Source organism: Polaromonas sp. OV174 (assembly GCF_900112285.1).
Lineage (GTDB): Bacteria > Pseudomonadota > Gammaproteobacteria > Burkholderiales > Burkholderiaceae_C > Polaromonas.
On sequence record NZ_FOKZ01000001.1, the window covers coordinates 55,875 to 73,180 of the forward strand.

At 59.6% G+C, this 17,306-nt stretch carries 13 protein-coding genes; 12 read left to right on the top strand and 1 reads right to left on the bottom strand.

All coding sequences use genetic code 11. The annotated features are described in order from the left end of the window. Positions 1-21: 21 nt before the first annotated feature. Positions 22-1,860: a sensor domain-containing diguanylate cyclase gene (locus BM160_RS00280; protein WP_091998571.1), complete on the bottom strand. Its 1,839-nt coding sequence runs from the start codon at positions 1,858-1,860 to the stop codon at positions 22-24. Between the two features lie 505 nt (positions 1,861-2,365). Here BM160_RS00280 and BM160_RS00285 point away from each other — a divergent pair. The 12 genes from BM160_RS00285 (at position 2,366) to ftsW (ending at position 17,293) form a co-directional block, all read left to right on the top strand. After that, positions 2,366-3,427 carry a CobW family GTP-binding protein gene (locus tag BM160_RS00285; protein WP_091998574.1) on the top strand — a complete coding sequence of 354 codons (1,062 nt, stop codon included), beginning with the start codon at positions 2,366-2,368 and terminating at the stop codon, positions 3,425-3,427. Positions 3,428-3,768: 341 nt separating this feature from the next. Continuing rightward, the gene (gene dksA / locus BM160_RS00290; protein WP_255368486.1) at positions 3,769-4,632 is read left to right on the top strand and encodes an RNA polymerase-binding protein DksA; all 864 of its coding nucleotides are present in this window, start codon (positions 3,769-3,771) and stop codon (positions 4,630-4,632) included. A gap of 39 nt (positions 4,633-4,671) precedes the next feature. Further along, on the top strand, positions 4,672-6,354 hold the full coding sequence (locus tag BM160_RS00295) for an STAS domain-containing protein (protein ID WP_091998577.1): 1,683 nt from the start codon (positions 4,672-4,674) through the stop codon (positions 6,352-6,354). 449 nt (positions 6,355-6,803) lie between these two features. Then, the gene (mraZ, locus tag BM160_RS00300) at positions 6,804-7,232 is read left to right on the top strand and encodes a division/cell wall cluster transcriptional repressor MraZ (RefSeq protein ID WP_091998580.1); all 429 of its coding nucleotides are present in this window, start codon (positions 6,804-6,806) and stop codon (positions 7,230-7,232) included. A gap of 6 nt (positions 7,233-7,238) precedes the next feature. Then, entirely contained in the window at positions 7,239-8,159 is a 921-nt protein-coding gene (gene rsmH / locus BM160_RS00305) for a 16S rRNA (cytosine(1402)-N(4))-methyltransferase RsmH (RefSeq protein ID WP_091998583.1), read from the top strand. A 79-nt stretch (positions 8,160-8,238) separates the two neighbouring features. Then, a complete protein-coding gene (gene ftsL / locus BM160_RS00310; RefSeq protein WP_091998585.1) occupies positions 8,239-8,541 on the top strand; it encodes a cell division protein FtsL in 303 nt (100 codons plus the stop codon). Then, a complete protein-coding gene (locus BM160_RS00315) occupies positions 8,534-10,267 on the top strand; it encodes a peptidoglycan D,D-transpeptidase FtsI family protein (RefSeq protein WP_091998588.1) in 1,734 nt (577 codons plus the stop codon). Before ftsL ends, BM160_RS00315 begins: the two co-directional genes overlap by 8 nt. Next, positions 10,267-11,763 (top strand): UDP-N-acetylmuramoyl-L-alanyl-D-glutamate--2,6-diaminopimelate ligase, encoded by a 1,497-nt coding sequence (locus BM160_RS00320; RefSeq protein WP_091999382.1) that lies wholly within the window; start codon positions 10,267-10,269, stop codon positions 11,761-11,763. The genes BM160_RS00315 and BM160_RS00320 overlap by 1 nt, the downstream gene beginning before the upstream one ends. Continuing rightward, positions 11,760-13,160 carry a UDP-N-acetylmuramoyl-tripeptide--D-alanyl-D-alanine ligase gene (gene murF / locus BM160_RS00325; protein ID WP_091998591.1) on the top strand — a complete coding sequence of 467 codons (1,401 nt, stop codon included), beginning with the start codon at positions 11,760-11,762 and terminating at the stop codon, positions 13,158-13,160. The genes BM160_RS00320 and murF overlap by 4 nt, the downstream gene beginning before the upstream one ends. Further along, on the top strand, positions 13,150-14,328 hold the full coding sequence (gene mraY, locus BM160_RS00330; RefSeq protein ID WP_091998593.1) for a phospho-N-acetylmuramoyl-pentapeptide-transferase: 1,179 nt from the start codon (positions 13,150-13,152) through the stop codon (positions 14,326-14,328). The genes murF and mraY overlap by 11 nt, the downstream gene beginning before the upstream one ends. After that, the gene (gene murD, locus BM160_RS00335; protein WP_091998596.1) at positions 14,325-16,043 is read left to right on the top strand and encodes a UDP-N-acetylmuramoyl-L-alanine--D-glutamate ligase; all 1,719 of its coding nucleotides are present in this window, start codon (positions 14,325-14,327) and stop codon (positions 16,041-16,043) included. The genes mraY and murD overlap by 4 nt, the downstream gene beginning before the upstream one ends. Further along, positions 16,040-17,293, top strand: a complete 1,254-nt coding sequence (gene ftsW / locus BM160_RS00340) for a putative lipid II flippase FtsW (RefSeq protein ID WP_091998599.1) — start codon at positions 16,040-16,042, stop codon at positions 17,291-17,293. Before murD ends, ftsW begins: the two co-directional genes overlap by 4 nt. Positions 17,294-17,306: the final 13 nt, after the last annotated feature.

Here is a 17,306-nt window from a genome sequence, read left to right on the forward strand (position 1 = left end):
AAGCGCCGCCGGGCGGCGTGCTCAGGCGGTTCGCTGGGCCGGGTCAGGTCGCCAGAACGTGCTGGCGTTATCGCCGAGCATGAACACCGCGCGCCGGCTATTGTCCGGCACGGCGTTCAGGCGATCTTCGAGTTGCAGCAGCAAGTCTTGCGCATTGGCGCTCTGGTAGGGGACTATCGCATAGGCCACATGCACTTGTGCCACGCACTCCACATGCAGGTTTTGATAGGGCATGAGGCAGCGCGCCACAATGCGCGGCCCCAGAGTCGCCGCGTCCTGCGCGCTGAAAGGGCCTTCCACCAGCATGCCAAAGCGGTGCTCCGACAGCCGTGCGGCGCTGTCGATTTCGCGGGCGGTGGAGAGCAGCCGCTCGGCCACGCGCAGCGGCAATTCTTCGGCCGCCTTGCGGCCAAAGTCGCGTTGAATCTGCTCGGTGTTGACCAGGTCAATCAGCATCACGGCGCTTTGGTGGCGTAGCCGGCCGCAGCGCGCCATCATGCGTACCAGGCGTTCGATAAAAACATGGCCATTGATCAGGCCGGTGGTCGGGTCAACCCGGTCCAGGCCTTGAATGCGCCTGATGTTTTCGCGCCGCTGCTGGCTGCGCAGCATCAGCACCACCATGACCACGGGCAGGTGCAGGGCTACCCCCAGCTGCATGCCGTGCTCGGTCAGAAAACCGTGCGGCGCCAGGCCGGCGAGGTAGGCCAGCGCCCAGCCGCTGCCAAGCGTCACCGGCAAGTAAGCCAGCATCAGCCAGGGCGCAAACCGGTCGCCGCGTCGCCAGGCCCAGCCTATGAGCAGCAGGCCGCTCAGCTTCAGCACCAGAAGCACGGGAACGAAAATCGCCAGACGCGAGGCTGCTGGTATCAAGGCCATGGCGAAGGCCACCAGCACGCCCATTCCGGCTTCGCCCAGCATCAGCCGGTGCAGCCGCCGCGAACGCTCGGGCAGGGCGACTACGGCAGAGATGAACAGCAGCGTGACGGATGCCGCCAGCAGCGGGAGTATCGTGGTGGAGAGGCTGTTCCACCAGGGCCATAGCGGCCACAGGTGCAGGCCGCCTATGCCTGTGATGGTGGCTTGGGTCAGGGCCGTCAGAGTGACGCAGAGGGCGAAAAAGCCATAGGCCGGATCCCGCAGGGAGATCGCGCCCAAGGCCGAAATGAAGGCGGCCAGGCCGGTCAGCCCGAAGAATATGCCCAGAATCAGCGATACGCGCTGCTCCGAATGGCTCAGCCGTCCTTCGCTGATGAATTGCAGGGGAAGTCTGAAGGCGTGGCCGTTTTCGAGCTGTAACAGGTATTGGGTGGGCACCGCGGCAGACAGGGCTATGGGCAGCAGGGGGTGGCGGTGCGGCACCGGCCACTTGCCAACGGCCACCTTATCTCCCGCCCTTTGTTCTATCCATTGGCCAGCGCCGTCCAGGGTGTAGAGCGAGGCCCGGTCTATGGCCGGGTAGGGCACTTCCAGATACCAGCGTTCGGTATCCGGCGCCGGCGGCACGCTGAAGCGAATCCACAGCGAGTCGCCACCCGTCACCGGGTACTTGGCATCGGCATGCGTGGGCTGCCAGGGAATGGCGGCGGTAAGCGCCACCTGGGGCGCTGTGAAGCGGCCGCTGCTGTCTATCCAGTAGTCGCCCCAGTCCAGCAGGGCTACCGGCTGGGCGTGGGTGTTGAGTTCCAGCAGCGTGCGCGCCTGCGCCGGCTGATGGCTCAACAGCAGCAGCCAACCCAGCAGTAGGCTTAGTAACAGACGGCCAAAAAGATGGCCAGAAGCTGGCTGGAGCGGGTGTTTCAGCGAGCCGACAATTTCCTTGCGAATCCCTGATTTTTTTGAAAAATTCTTGTAAATCATTAATTTATCATTTTGTCACAAAATATATCAAAATCAATTTTATGTATGCAAATGTGTTGTTGCTTGGGGTGAGTTGCCCCCAACTCCTGGAGTTTTGATCCGTGCTGCAGTCCTATACGGCTAGGTGCTGCGTTTGGATGTGGTGCAGGCGTTATCCGGTCGACCTGTGTCTTGAATGGAGAATCTGCGCCGTCGATGTCGCAAGCCTGCTGCCAAACTGGCGTCAGGCCGGAGACTGAGTTTTTAGTCAAAAAGGCCTATAGCCCATGATTGACAGGCGTAGCCAGCTATGAAAATAGTAGTTTTTATGGACGCCTGCCGGCCCGGTGGCCGCGTTGGCGTGATGGCCGGGGCCACGCCTGGAAGTCCTATAGTGCAAAGCGGTATTGCGCCAGGAAAGGAGATGGCTTGAAGGGCTCGCTAAACTCCCCAGCTTGGTCTTTGACCCTTTGCGTTCCTTGCGGGCGCACTTTTGCTGTCATTTTGTTTTTATTAGGTAGACACCATGAGCTTGATTCCCGTCACCATCCTCACCGGCTTTCTTGGCTCGGGCAAAACCACGCTGCTCAAGCGCATCTTGACCGAGGCGCATGGCCAGAAAATTGCCGTCATAGAGAACGAGTTCGGTGAGGAAAACATCGACAACGAGATCCTGGTCAACGACACCCAGGAAAACATCATCCAGATGAACAATGGCTGTATCTGCTGCTCTATCCGCGAGGATTTGCGCGAAACGCTGCAGCTGTTGGCCGCCAAGAAACGCAAGGGCCTGCTCGACTTCGAGCGCGTGGTGATAGAAACCACCGGCCTGGCCGACCCCGGCCCGGTGGCGCAGACCTTTTTCATGGACGAGGAAATTGCCGAGCAGTACCTGCTGGACTCCATCTTGACGCTGGTCGATGCCAAACATGCCGAGAGCCAGCTCAATGACCGCCAGGAGGCCCGCCGGCAGGTCGGTTTTGCCGACCAGATTTTCATCAGCAAGACAGACCTGGTGGCCGAGGACGAGGTCAAGGCCTTGACGCACCGCCTGACGCAGATGAACCCGCGTGCACCGCAAAAAGCCGTGCATTTCGGCGAAGTGGCGATTGCCGAGGTGTTTGACCTGCGCGGTTTCAACCTCAATGCCAAGCTCGATATCGACCCGGATTTCCTCAAGGCCGAGGAGCATGAGCACCACGATCACGACCACGACCATGAACACGGCGAGCATTGCGACCACCCTTCGCATGCCCATGATCACGACCATGGCCACCATCACCACCACGATGACGACGTGAAAAGCTTTGTGTTCCGCTCAGATAAAGCCTTCAGCCCGGCCAAGCTGGAAGACTTTTTGGGTGCGGTGGTGAATATCTACGGCCCGCGCATGCTGCGCTACAAGGGCGTACTCAATATGGAGGGTACCGATCGCAAGGTGATTTTCCAGGGCGTGCACCAGCTCATGGGCAGCGACCTCGGACCGGCCTGGGCCGAGGGCGAGGTGAGAAACAGCAAGATGGTCTTCATAGGCATCGACTTGCCCAAAGATATTTTTGTGCAAGGCCTGGAGCAGTGCCTGGTTTGAGGTAGGCTGTTACATATAGTTTAAGAATGGTGGGAATGTCGCATGTCTGTCTCGATTTTCCAACGGTTTATGTTTGGTGCGGCGGCATGTGGCTATGAGCCGATACAATCGCGCGCCGACCAAAATACCCGGAACGTCGAATCGGGAAGCCAGTCAGAAAAGAATCCGGACGAATACGGCTTGCAAACCGTGCTAAGGCGGTTTCAGTGGCTGGACCGGCGGCAGACGCACCAGAAAAACTGGCATCAGCTAGGGCCGGACTGTTCGAGGGCAGTTGGGCCAAACAGCCGCAGCAGTGGCCTGAGGGTCATCCACAAGCCGCTTCCCAGAGGAGAGACATCGTGAACGCTCAAGAGAAGAAGACCAAGGCGCCAGCCAAGGCAACGCCCGCAACCAAGGCGGTGGTCAAGGTCGCAAAAAAAATCACCGCGGCAGCTGCTAAGAAATCAGTTGAGGTGGCCGTCAAGCCGGCAAGCAAGGCCAAAGCTGCGACCCCGGTCGTGCCAAAGCCAGCCGTCAAGGTGCTTGATCATCCGAAAGCGTCATTGCCTGTTGCCGTGTCCAAGCCAGCGCCCACGCTGCTCAAGGCCCCGGCACCCTTGAAAGCCGGGCGCAGAAGCTCGGCCAGAATTTCCGTCCAATCAATCCCATCCGCACCTATGGTGCCAACCCATGCGCCTGACGCAGCCAAAGCCAGTTACTCCACAATGACAGAACGCGTGATCGCGCCGCCCATTCATGCGGCCGCCCCCAAAGACCCCAAGCTCGCCAACAACTGGAAGACCAAAGCCGCCGATCAGTTGACCGACGAAGAAGTCAAGTCCATGCCGGATGACGAGTACATGAATGAAAAGCAGCTGGCTTTCTTCCGCCACAAGCTGTCCTTGCTCAAGCAGGACATCCACAACAACGCGGGTGAGACCACCGAACACCTGCGCGAAGACGCCGCCGTGGTGCCCGACCCGGCTGACCGTGCCACGATTGAAGAGGAGCATGCGCTTGAGTTGCGGACGCGTGACCGTGAGCGCAAGCTGCTCAAGAAGATCGAGCAGTCGATTGCCCGCATTGATTCCGGCGACTACGGCTATTGCGATGAAACCGGCGAAGCCATCGGTGTTGGTCGTCTGATTGCACGTCCCACCGCCAATTTGTCGCTGGAGGCACAGCAGCGCCGCGAACTCAAACAGAAAATGTTTGGTGACTAACGAGTAAATTGCCGAGCTCACACTTTTAATCATCCCGACATGCCCAAAGACGAAACCGCATCAGGCTTGCTGTCCAAGGTCGTCAAGTTCGTCCGCAATCCGGGCACGAATTGGGCGGATCTGGATTCCATACATTCGGACAAGGATGACGCGGTGAGCAAGCAATTGCTCAAGGAGATGATTGAGCGTAAGCGGCGCAATGACTTTGTGCGCAAGCGTGAGTTCGACATGCTGCGCAAGATGCGTAAACGCGAGGCCATGGGGGGGCTGGTTCAAGATCCCGCTGGCCGGCCTTCTTTCTTCCAGAGCAGTCTGGCCTCCCGACCTGATGACCGGGCAACAACGCTCAAGAAGATCGATGAGATCGAGGCGCAGATGTCCATGCAGTGGTGGAAAACCAAGAGCAACACTGCTGCTGGAACCACGGTGGAGGTGCCCTTGATGCCGCAAGGCGAGGACGCCGCCACTCAGGCACCGGTGGACAGTGGCCTGCCTGTGGCTTATCGTCCGACGACCCCGGTGGGCCTGACAGCTGTCGGCAATGCCGCAGAAGTTGGAGCCAAGCCAGGCCAAGCCGGCATGCCGGTTCGGGATTCTGCAGTGGATGCGGCGGAAATGGTGGTCTATGACGCTGAGCTTGAAGAGTCAGCCATCCGCTTTGCCAATGGTGACAATGCCGGTGCGGAAGCTGGTTTGCTGGAGATTTTGAGGCCAGGTGGGGCCCGCACAGATCATGCGGAAACCTGGTTGGCGCTGTTTGACCTGTATCGTGCCACCGGAGCGCAGGAGAAGTTTGAAACGGCCGCTCTCCAGTTTGTGGAGCGGTTTGACCGCTCTGCGCCACAGTGGTTTGTACTCTCCGATGTGAATGATTTTCCTGGCGGGCCGGCAGCTCCGGCAGGCAATGGGCCGGCTGCTGATTGGGTGTGCCCTTCGGTAGTGGGGGTTCAGACTGTTGCGGCTCTCAGGGCGGCGCTGGGCCGAGCCCCTATGCCGTGGCGCCTGGATTGGAATCATCTGAAAACCATTGAAGCTGCTGCGCTGGAGCCTTTGTGCGCGGTATTCAGTGGCTGGGCGGACCAGCCTGTTCAGTTGCGCTTTATCGGCGATGCTCAGTTGCAAAACGTGCTCTTCAACGCCACTCCTTCGGGCAACCGGAGTACGGCGCAAAGCTGCTGGTTATTGCGCCTGGAAGCGCTGCGTGTGACGCACCGCCCCGATGATTTCGAGCTGGCGGCCCTTGATTTTTGTGTCACCTATGAAGTTTCCCCGCCGGCCTGGGTAAGCGCGCGTTGTGAGTACGCTTCGCTGGACGCGCAAGGCGCTGTTGTGAGCGGGCACACCGTCATGGGCGATGCATACCGCGACTCCACGCACTCGAGTTTCAGCCTCTTGGACGGGGATTCCGACCTGGGTGTGCAAAGTAGTACCCCTTTGAGTAATTTGTTGTCTGCCGAGCTCTCTGGGCAGATTCGAGGTGATGCCATTTCCGTGCTGGATCAGCTGGAGGCCAGGTTCACGGGAGTGGACATGGTGCAGATTTCCTGCGCCAAGCTGGTTCGCGTCGATTTTTCTGCCGCAGGCACGCTGCTCAATTGGGTGTCAGCTCGCGAGGCCGAGAACTGCGCCGTACAGTTCTCGGATGTCAATCGCTTGGTGGCGTCTTTCTTCAATGTGATTGGCATCACTGAACACGCCAGAGTGCGTGTTCGTCTTGACTGAGGTAGATAGCTCCATCAGTCCTTGTTGCGTTGGCGTGCGGTAAATACGGCTTTCCAGCCTTTCGGCACAAGCCACCTCTTTGGTGGTGTCCTCTTTCTGCCTGACAAGGCTTCCCCTTTTCCTATCATTTCTTGCGCTACAGGTTGACTCCGTGTGTCGTTCTCTGTCTGCGCTCACCATCGAGTACTTCCAGCTTGAGAATATTGCTGTGAATCTTGGGTGCACGGTGGGCGTGACAAGTGATGGCTTAAAGATCTACTTTCATTGCTTGCCCTAAGTGCTTAATTTAAAACATCTTTTTGTTTAAACTCAATTTCTGAGAAATACTTCTAAGTCCTTGATTTCATTGAAAAAAAATGTTTCGGATCACTTGCTTGTAAAACGTTTCCTGATAAAGTGGGAAAAAGTGCAATTTGGTGGTGAAAAGTGTTTTCTAAGGATTTTTAGCGGTGTTTCAAGGCGCATCATCTCTAGCTCTCGATACCAAGGGTCGGCTTTCTGTGCCAACCCGGTATCGCGACGTGCTGAGCGCGACCGCTTCCAGCCAGATCACCATGACCAAGCATCCGCACGGTTGCCTGATGATTTTCCCGCGCAATGAATGGGAGCAATTTCGTCAACGCATCAATTCGCTGCCCATGGAGGCACAGTGGTGGAAACGGATTTTTCTGGGCAATGCCATGGATGTCGATATGGATGCGACGGGTCGTGTCCTGGTCTCGCCTGAGCTGCGCGCCGCCGCGGGTATTGGCAAAGACGCGGTATTGCTTGGCATGGGTAGTTACTTCGAGTTGTGGAACGCTGCAACTTACGCGGCCGAGGAGGCCGAGCAGATGAAGGCAGCGATGCCTGACGTATTTAAAGATTTTTCATTCTGAAAGAAGATGGTGCAAGACACATGGATACACCGCACCGTCTTGTTGAACGAAGCGATAGCAGCGCTTCAGATCAACCCAGACGGCCATTACATCGACGCGACTTTTGGGCGCGGCGGGCATTCACGCCTGTTGCTGTCGCAACTTTCAGGACTCGGACGCCTGACGGCCTTCGACAAGGATCTGGATGCCATCGCGGAGGCGCAAACCATTGCCGATCCGCGCTTTTCTATTCGTCACGAAGGTTTTATGCATCTGGACCAGCTGCCTGCGGCCAGTGCCGCAGGCGTGCTGATGGACTTGGGCGTGAGCTCGCCCCAGATCGACAACCCGGAGCGTGGTTTTTCTTTCCGCCAGGAAGGTCCGCTCGACATGCGCATGGATACCACGCGTGGTCAAAGTGTGGCCGATTGGCTGGTGGACGCTTCCATAGAAACCATGGCGGAGGTGATACGTGACTATGGCGAAGAACGGTTTGCTGGGCCGATTGCAAAGGCGATTGATCGTTGCCGACAGGAACGGGGCCCTCTTAGAACCACCGCCGAGCTGGCCGAAGTCGTGGCTGGCGCGGTCAAAACCCGCGAGCCGGGCAAGGATCCTGCAACGCGCACATTTCAGGCTTTTCGGATTTTCATCAATGCCGAACTTGAAGAGTTGCAACAGGCGCTAGAAGCCTCGCTGAAAGTGCTGCAACCAGGAGGCCGTCTGGTGGTGATCAGTTTTCATTCACTCGAAGATCGCATCGTCAAGCAATTCATTGCAGGGCATTCGCGCGAGGTGTTTGACAGGCGAGCTCCCTTTGCGGAGCCCAAGGCCATGAAACTCAAGGCGCTGGGTCGGGTCAAGCCTAGTGAAGAGGAGGTCGCCGGCAATCCACGTTCGCGCAGCGCCGTGATGCGGGTGGCGGAGCGGACCGGAGTGAGTGCATGAGGCAGTCGGTTTTCGCCTGCTTGCTCCGGGGGCATCTAGCCTCCTTGGCGTGTGGCGCAGCTAAAAAAGTGGGGGCCATATGGCCCGCCTGAATTTCGTGCTTCTGTTGGCCGTGCTGGTCAGTGCGCTGTATCTGGTGCGCACGCAGTATGAGTCGCGTCGACTTTATGTGGAGCTTGAAAAGACCAGCGCCCAGAGTCGAAAAATAGAAGTGGAAAATGAGCGCCTGCAGGTGGAAAAACGTGCCCAGGCCACGCCGCTCAGAGTGGAGCAGCTGGCCAGGGATCGCTTGCACATGCGCACGGCAACGCCCGCCATCACCCAGTATGTGAGCTACAAGGACGCAGCGCCGGCACCAGCAGGGGGTGCGCCGCATGAGTAAAAGCGTTCTCTACACCTCCAGTCCTTTGCTGGCCAGCAAAACACCCGTCTGGCGCAGCAAGTTCATCGTGGCCAGCATTGCGCTGGCTTTTACCGGTCTGGCAGGCAGGGCCGCCTATATTCAGGTGTTTGGGAATGATTTTTTCCAGCGCCAGGGCGAGGTTCGCTTTGCCCGGACGCTGGAGTTGCCCGCTAACCGTGGCCGGATCCTGGATCGCAATGGTCTGATTCTCGCTTCCAGCGTGCCTGCGCCCAGTATTTGGGCCATTCCGGAGGATGTCGAGGCAAGCAAGGAGCAGCTCGCAACCTTGGCCAAACTGTTGGAGATGCCGCCGGCCGAGCTGAAGAAAAAGCTGGGAGATGAAGATAAAACCTTTGTCTGGATAAAGCGCCAGGTTGACGAGCCCATCGCCCAGAAAATTCATGCGCTGGGCATCAAAGGCCTCTATCAGCGCAAGGAATACAAGCGCAAATATCCCGAAGGCGAGGCGGCAGCGCATGTGGTTGGCTTCACGAATGTCGAAGACAAGGGGCAGGAGGGCATTGAACTGGCCTTTAACCAGGAGCTGTCGGGCAAGGCCGGTTCACGGCGTGTGATCAAGGACAGGCTGGGCCGCGTGGTCGAGGGCGTTGGGGAGCAAGTGCCGCCGGTTGAAGGCAAAGATATTCAGCTGAGCGTCGACAGCAAGGTGCAGTTTTTTGCCTATCAGAAGCTGCGTGATGCCGTGACCGCGCGCAAGGCCAAGGCCGGCAGCGTGGTCGTGCTCGATACCATCACCGGAGAAGTGCTGGCGCTTGCCAACTACCCGAGCTATGTGCCCGACAAGCGTCAAAATTTGACCGGTGAACAGCTGCGCAACCGGGCCCTGACCGACACCTTCGAGCCTGGCTCAACGATGAAGCCGATCACGGTGGCGATGGCCCTGGAAGCCGGCCGAGTTAAGCCGCAAACCCTCATCGAAACCGGTCCGGGCCGCTTCAGCATGGGCGGCTTCACCATTAGCGATACCCATAACTACGGCACCTTGACCGTTGAGGGCGTGATTCAGAAATCCAGCAACGTCGGTGCGCTGAAAATTGCACAGAAGATGACTCCGCACGAGATGTGGGACACCTACGTTGCCTTGGGTTATGGCCAGAAACCTCAAATCCAGTTCCCTGGTGCGGTGACCGGCCGGCTGCGGCCGTGGAAAACCTGGCGGCCGATAGAGCAGGCGACCATGTCTTATGGCTATGGTCTTTCGGCCTCCTTGTTTCAGATGGCGCATTCCTACACTTCCTTCGCCCACGATGGGCAGATCATTCCGGTCACCATCCTCAAGAGCAGCGAGCCTGCGGTTGGCGTCAGGGTATTTTCCGCAGAGAACGCGCTTGCGGTGCGCCGCATGCTGCAAATGGCAGCCGCACCGGGCGGTACCGGTCAGCGAGCGCAGACCATCGGCTATTCGGTGGGCGGCAAATCAGGAACCGCACACAAGCAGGTTGGCAAAGGTTACGCCAGCAACAAATACCGCGCCTGGTTTACCGGCATGGCACCTATCGAGGCGCCGCGCATCATTGTTGCAGTGATGATTGATGAGCCTAGCGATGGCCAATACTATGGCGGCCTCGCAGCCGCTCCGGTGTTTAGTGAGGTGGTGCAGCAGACGCTGCGCATGATGGGAGTGCAGCCGGACATGAGCGTCAAGCCGCAAATTGTGACGCAAGCTGTGGAGGAGTCCTTTTGATAACCCAACTCCATAACCCTGAGCAAGCGGCCCGCTGGTTGCGCGAGCGCGTTACCGGCAGCCTTTGCACGGACAGCCGCGGGGTGGGTAGTGGCGACGGTTTCATTGCCTGGCCTGGCGCGGCAACGGATGGCCGCAAGTATGTCGGTGCCGCGCTGGCAGCGGGTGCGCAGGCTTGTCTGGTTGAGCATGAGGGCGCTGCTGCTTACGGCTTCACGGATGAGCGAGTCGCCACCTATAAGGGGCTGAAGGCCGCTACTGGCCCCATTGCCGCCGCGTATTTTGATGGGCCTAGCCAGCAATTGCAGGTCGTGGCCGTCACCGGAACCAACGGAAAGACTTCCACCGCCTGGTGGCTGGCGCAGGCGCTGGGCCGACTGGGGAAAAAATGTGGTGTCGTCGGTACCTTGGGTATCGGTGAGCCTGGTGCCATGGTCTCCAATGGCCTGACAACGCCCGACCCGGTGTTGCTGCAGCAGCAGCTGCGGCGCTTTGTGGCGGAAGGCTTTAGCGCCTGTGCGTTGGAAGCCTCATCGATAGGGATCGTCGAGCGGCGTCTGGATGCGACTGCCATACAGGTCGCGATGTTTACCAATTTCACGCAGGACCATCTCGACTACCACGCCTCGATGCAGGACTATTGGGAAGCCAAGAGAATGCTGTTCGACTGGCCCGGCTTGAAGGCGACAGTGATCAATGTCGACGATATCAAAGGCCTTGAGTTGAGCCGCTCGCTGGTTGACGCGGGCCTGGATGTCTGGACGTTTTCATGCGGCAGGCCAGCTCGACTGCAGGCGCAGGAAATTCATCACGATACGCATGGCCTAAGCTTTGACGTGCTCGAAGGCGCAGAACGCCACAGAATTTCAGCCAGGCTGGTGGGGCAGTACAACGTGTCCAATCTGCTGGGTGTTATCGCCGCCCTGCGCGCCATGGGCATGCCTCTGGTCGATGCGGTAGGCGCTTGCGGCGATCTGCTGCCAGTGCCGGGGCGCACGGAAACCATTGCGGCAGAAGGCTTGCCACTGGTCGTCATCGATTACGCGCACACGCCAGACGCGCTGGAGAAGGTGCTCACGGCGCTCAGGCCGGTGGCATCGAGCCGCGGCGGCCAGCTCTGGTGTGTCTTTGGTTGCGGCGGTGACCGCGATGCCAGCAAACGGCCCTTGATGGCCGCGGTCGCTGAAGTGCATGCCGACCAGGTGGTGGTGACCAGCGACAACCCGCGCAGCGAAAACCCGCTGACCATCATTGGCCAGATCTTGCTGGGCTTGAGTCACCGGGATGCCGTGCATGTGCAGGCCGACCGTGCCGCTGCAATTGCCCATGCGCTAAGCCTGGCGCAAGCGCAGGATGTGGTGCTGCTGGCAGGCAAGGGCCATGAGGCTTATCAGGAGATTCAAGGGGTGAAGCACCCTTTTTCTGATCACGTGCATGCGCAAGCCGCTCTGGACCTCGCAAAAGCCGGGCGCCTGGCAGAGGGAGGCGGCGCATGATGAACTTGCAGCAAGCACTGAGCTGCCTGGCGCAGGCCAGGCTGGTGGGCGATGGCTCGGTGACGCTTTCGCGCGTGCACACCGATACGCGCAGCCTGCAGCCGGGTGATTTGTTCGTGGCGCTCAAGGGCGATCGTTTTGATGCCCATGAATTTTTGTCCCAGGCCAAGGCGCAAGGCGCCGTGGCGGCGATTGCCCAGCATGGCTTGCTTGAGGCTGGCTTGCCCGGTCTGGAAGTGGCCGATTCCCGGCTGGCGCTGGGGCAACTGGCAGCTGGCTGGCGTTCGCAGTTCGGTTTGCCGCTGATCGCGGTGACAGGCAGCAATGGCAAAACCACGGTCACGCAGATGATTGCGGCTATTTTGCGGGCCTGGAAGTCGGATCAGGCCTTTGCCACCGAAGGCAATCTCAACAATGACATCGGCGTACCGCTGACGCTGCTGCGACTGCGGGCTTCACATCAGGTGGGCGTGGTCGAGCTGGGCATGAACCACCCTGGTGAGATCGCCTATCTGGCGGACTTGGCCAGACCCACCGTGGCCTTGGTCAACAACGCGCAAAGAGAGCACCTTGAGTTCATGACAACCGTCGAGGCGGTTGCTCAGGAAAACGGCGCAGTGATTCAGTCCCTGGCGGCCAGTGGCATCGCCGTTTTCCCTGCTGATGATGATTACAGCGCGGTCTGGCGCGGCCTGGCGGGTTCACGCAAGGTCCTGACCTTCGCGCTGGCTGGCCCGGCGGATGTCACCGCCCAGGCGCACTGGCACGGCGACTGCTGGCAGGTGGCCGCGCAAACGCCGTCCGGCCCGCTTGAATTTCCCCTGCATATCGCCGGCCGGCACAACGTCAAGAATGCTTTGGCCGCCATCGCTTGTGCGCTTGCTGCGGGCGTGCCTCTGTCTTCTATTGCGGTCGGATTGTCAGCATTTGCACCGGTCAAGGGGCGGTCGCGTGCCATTCCCGTTTTCTTCCAGGGTCGCGTGCTGACCCTGATTGACGACACTTACAATGCCAACCCCGATTCCATGCAGGCCGCCATTGAGGTGCTGGCCGAATTGCCCGGCCCGCATTTGCTGGTCATGGGTGACATGGGTGAGGTTGGCGACCAGGGCCCCCGCTTCCATGAGGAGGCCGGTCGGCATGCCCGCGCGCTGGGCATTGAAAAGCTCTTCACGCTGGGTGCGCAGTCGCAAGGCGCGGCCAGCGCTTTCGGCGCCGGGCGCCATTTCGGCGAGATGGATGAGCTGGTCGAGGCCGTACTGGCAGAGCTACCTCATGCGGGCAGCGTGCTGGTGAAGGGCTCGCGTTTCATGAAGATGGAGCGCGTCGTTCAGGCCATTGCGGCCATGGCCGATCAAATACAACAACATAGCAAGGAAGAGCCTCATGCTGCTTAGTCTGGCCCAGTGGCTCCAGTCAATTTCCCCTGAATTTGCTTCTTTCAGGGTGTTTCAGTACCTGACATTTCGGGCCGTCATGGCCGCACTCACCTCTTTGCTGATAGGCCTGCTGGCGGGTCCTTTCGTGATTCGTCGCCTGATCGCACTGAAGATTGGCCAGCCTATCCGTGAATACGCCATGCAGACGCACTTGAGCAAAAGCGGCACGCCCACCATGGGCGGCGTGCTGATACTGCTGTCGATTGGCATGTCGACGCTGTTGTGGTCCGACCTGTCGAATCGTTTCGTCTGGATTGTGCTGCTGGTCACCCTGGGTTTTGGCGCCATAGGCTGGGCCGATGACTGGCGCAAAGTGGTTCACAAAGATCCGGAAGGCATGCGCTCGCGCGAAAAGTATCTGTGGCAGTCCCTCATTGGCCTGATGGCTGCGCTGTATCTGGTGTTCAGCATCTCCGAGAGTTCCAACCTGCGCGTGCTGGAGCTTTTCGTCAGCTGGGTGCAGTCCGGTTTTGATGTGAACTTGCCGCCTAAGGCTGGGCTGCTGGTGCCCTTCGTCAAGGAAGTGAGCTATCCGCTGGGCGTGTTTGGTTTCGTGATCCTGACTTATCTGGTGATTGTGGGCTCCAGCAATGCCGTCAACCTGACCGACGGTCTGGATGGCCTGGCCATCATGCCGGTGGTGATGGTGGGTTCCGCGCTGGGCGTCTTCGCCTATGTGACCGGCAGCTCGGTGTATTCCAAATACCTGCTCTTTCCGCATATTCCGGGTTCGGGCGAGTTGATGATTTTTTGTGCCGCCATGGCCGGCGCCGGTCTGGCCTTTTTGTGGTTCAACACCCACCCGGCACAGGTTTTCATGGGCGACGTAGGCGCCCTGGCGCTGGGTGCTGCGCTGGGCACCATTGCAGTCATCGTGCGACAGGAAATTGTGCTGGCCATCATGGGCGGCATCTTTGTCGTCGAGGCCCTTTCCGTCATGCTGCAGGTGACCTGGTTCAAGTTCACCAAAAAACGCTTTGGCGAAGGACGGCGGCTGCTCAAGATGGCGCCGCTGCATCACCATTTCGAGAAAAGTGGCTGGAAGGAAACGCAGGTCGTGGTCCGTTTCTGGATCATCACCATGCTGCTGTGCCTGATTGGTCTTTCAACGCTCAAGCTGAGATGAAATACCTCGCGCAAAAAAACATTCTTGTCCTGGGGCTGGGCGCTTCCGGCCTGGCGCTGGCGCGCTGGTGCGTGCGTTGCGGCGCGCAGGTCACCGTGGCCGACACCCGCGCCCAGCCACCTCAACTGCAGGCCCTGCGCGACAGTTTGCCAGCCGCGACCTTTGTTCAGTCGGCGATGGATGAAAGCTTGCTTGCCGATGTGGCGTTCGATCTGGTGCTGAAAAGCCCAGGGCTGTCGCCTGCGTCCGTGGCGGGTGTGATCCATGCCGCTGAGGCCAGGGGCATCGCCCGTGGCAATGAGCTTAGTCTGTTTGCCCAGGCACTGGTCGATCTGAAAGAGGCATGGGGCTATACCCCCAAGGTCATAGGCATTACCGGTACCAACGGCAAGACCACCGTGACCTCGCTCACCGGCCAGCTGGTGCAACGCGCCGGCAAGTCCGTGGCTGTGGCCGGCAATATCGGCCCGACGCTGCTGGACACCCTGGCAGAAAAACTGGATCAAGAGCCGGAGCCGGAGCCGGAGCTGGTTCCAGAGCCAGACCAGCTTCAAGCTGGCACCAGCATTGAGCCGGCGAATGAGGTGACTGTGCTGGTAGCGCCATCAGAGCATATGGATGCCGAGCCCAGCGAGCCGGGCGAGTCAGTGGACAGTGAGGCGTTGGCAGAAGCGCTCATCGCGCCGGCGCAGCCACCTCAGGCAGCTGCGCGGGTTTTTTCAGTTCTACCTGAGGTCTGGGTGCTGGAGCTGTCCAGCTTTCAGCTCGAAGGCGTCAAGAACTTCGAGCCCACGACGGCAACGGTGCTGAATGTGACGCAGGATCACCTGGACTGGCACGAAACCCTGGCGGCCTATGCGGCTGCCAAGGCCAATGTCTACGGCCATACCGGTTTGATGCTGTTGAATCGCGATGACCCGCTGGTCATGGCCGCCATGCCACCACAGCTTGCCCCCGCTAGGAACAAACCGGCTTCCCGCCCCTATGTTTCCTTTGGCAGCGGTGAGCCGCAGCGCCCCGGCGACTACGGCATTGAAACCGTCAATGGCATGGCCTGGCTGGTGCGAGCCATGGAAGCGGATGAGACCATCAAACGTCGCAAGGGTGAGGAGGTCGAGCTTTTCATCCAGCGCCTGATGCCTATTGATGCCTTGCGCATTCGTGGCCGCCATAACGCCACCAATGCGCTTGCCGCGCTGGCACTGGCCACTGCGGCGGGTTGCCCGCTGGCGCCCATGCTGCACGGCCTGCGGGAATACCGCGGCGAGCCGCACCGCGTGGAATCGGTGGCGGTGATCAATGAGGTGGAGTATTTTGACGACAGCAAAGGCACCAATGTGGGCGCGACGGTGGCGGCACTGGCCGGCCTGGGCGCCGAACGCCGGCTGGTGCTGATTTTGGGCGGCGAAGGCAAGGGCCAGGATTTCTCACCGCTGGCCGATCCGGTGTCGCGCCATGCCAGGGCCGTGGTCTTGATAGGGCGCGATGCCCCCATGATCCGGGCCGCGCTGCAGCCAAGCCATGTCACCTTGCTGGACGCCAGCTCCATGCAGCAAGCCGTCATGGTCGCGGCGCAGCAGGCGGAATCCGGCGATGCCGTCCTGATGTCGCCGGCCTGTGCCAGTTTTGACATGTTCGACAACTACGAACACCGGGCGCAGGTTTTTTGCGAAGCGGTGCAGGCGCTGGCGCATGAGCAGGGGGCTGTGCTGTGACCGTTGCCACACGTCTTTCAGGCTGGTTCTCTGGCGTCGGCAAGGCCGCCGCCGAGGTGCTGCCGGTGCGGCTGGGCGGACAAAGCATGTCCGGCACTCTGACGACGCCGGTACGCCTGGCAGGCTATGACAAGGCGCTGGTGTGGGTCACGGTGGCTTTGCTGATGTGGGGCCTGATCATGGTGTATTCGGCATCGGTGGCGATGCCTGACAACCCCAAGTTTGCGCGTTATGCCCACACCCATTTCGTGACGCGTCACTTCCTGTCGCTGGTCGCGGCTTTCCTGGCGGCCTATCTGACGTTTCAGGTTCCCATGGCAACCTGGGAAAAAGTGGCGCCCTGGCTGTTTGTGGCCTCGCTGCTGCTCTTGATGCTGGTGCTGGTGCCCTTCATTGGCAAGGGTGTGAACGGGGCCAGGCGCTGGATTTCCCTGGGCTTCATGAACTTTCAGCCCTCGGAACTGGCCAAGTTTGCGGTGCTGCTGTATGCCGCTGATTACATGGTCCGAAAAATGGATGTGAAGGAGCGTTTCTTTCGCGCCGTGCTGCCGATGGCGACGGCGATTGCCGTGGTCGGCGTGCTGCTGCTGGCCGAACCCGACATGGGTGCTTTCATGGTGATCTCGGTCATTGCCATGGGCATTTTGTTTTTGGGTGGCGTCAATGCCCGCATGTTCTTTGTGATTGCCGCGGTAGTGGTGGTGGCCTTTAGCCTGATGGTGATGCTGAGCGAATGGCGGCGCGAACGGATTTTTGCCTACCTCGATCCCTGGAGCGACAAATATTCCATGGGCAAGGGCTACCAGCTTTCGCATTCCCTGATTGCCTTTGGTCGTGGTGAAATTTTTGGCGTGGGCCTGGGCGGCAGCATTGAAAAACTGCACTGGCTGCCCGAGGCGCATACCGACTTTTTGATGGCGGTCATAGGCGAGGAGTTTGGCCTTGTCGGCGTGCTGGTCGTGATTGGCCTGTTCATGTGGATGACCCGCCGCATCATGCACATCGGCCGTCAGGCGATTGCGCTGGACCGTCTGTTTGCGGGCCTGGTCGCCCAGGGTGTTGGCATCTGGATGGGGTTTCAGACCTTCATCAACATCGGCGTCAACCTGGGCGCCCTGCCGACCAAGGGCCTGACCTTGCCATTGATGAGTTTTGGCGGCTCTGCCATCTTGATGAATCTGGTGGCGCTGGCGGTGGTGCTGAGAATCGATTATGAAAATCGGGTTCTCATGCGCGGAGGCCGCGTATGAGAATTCGATTTCA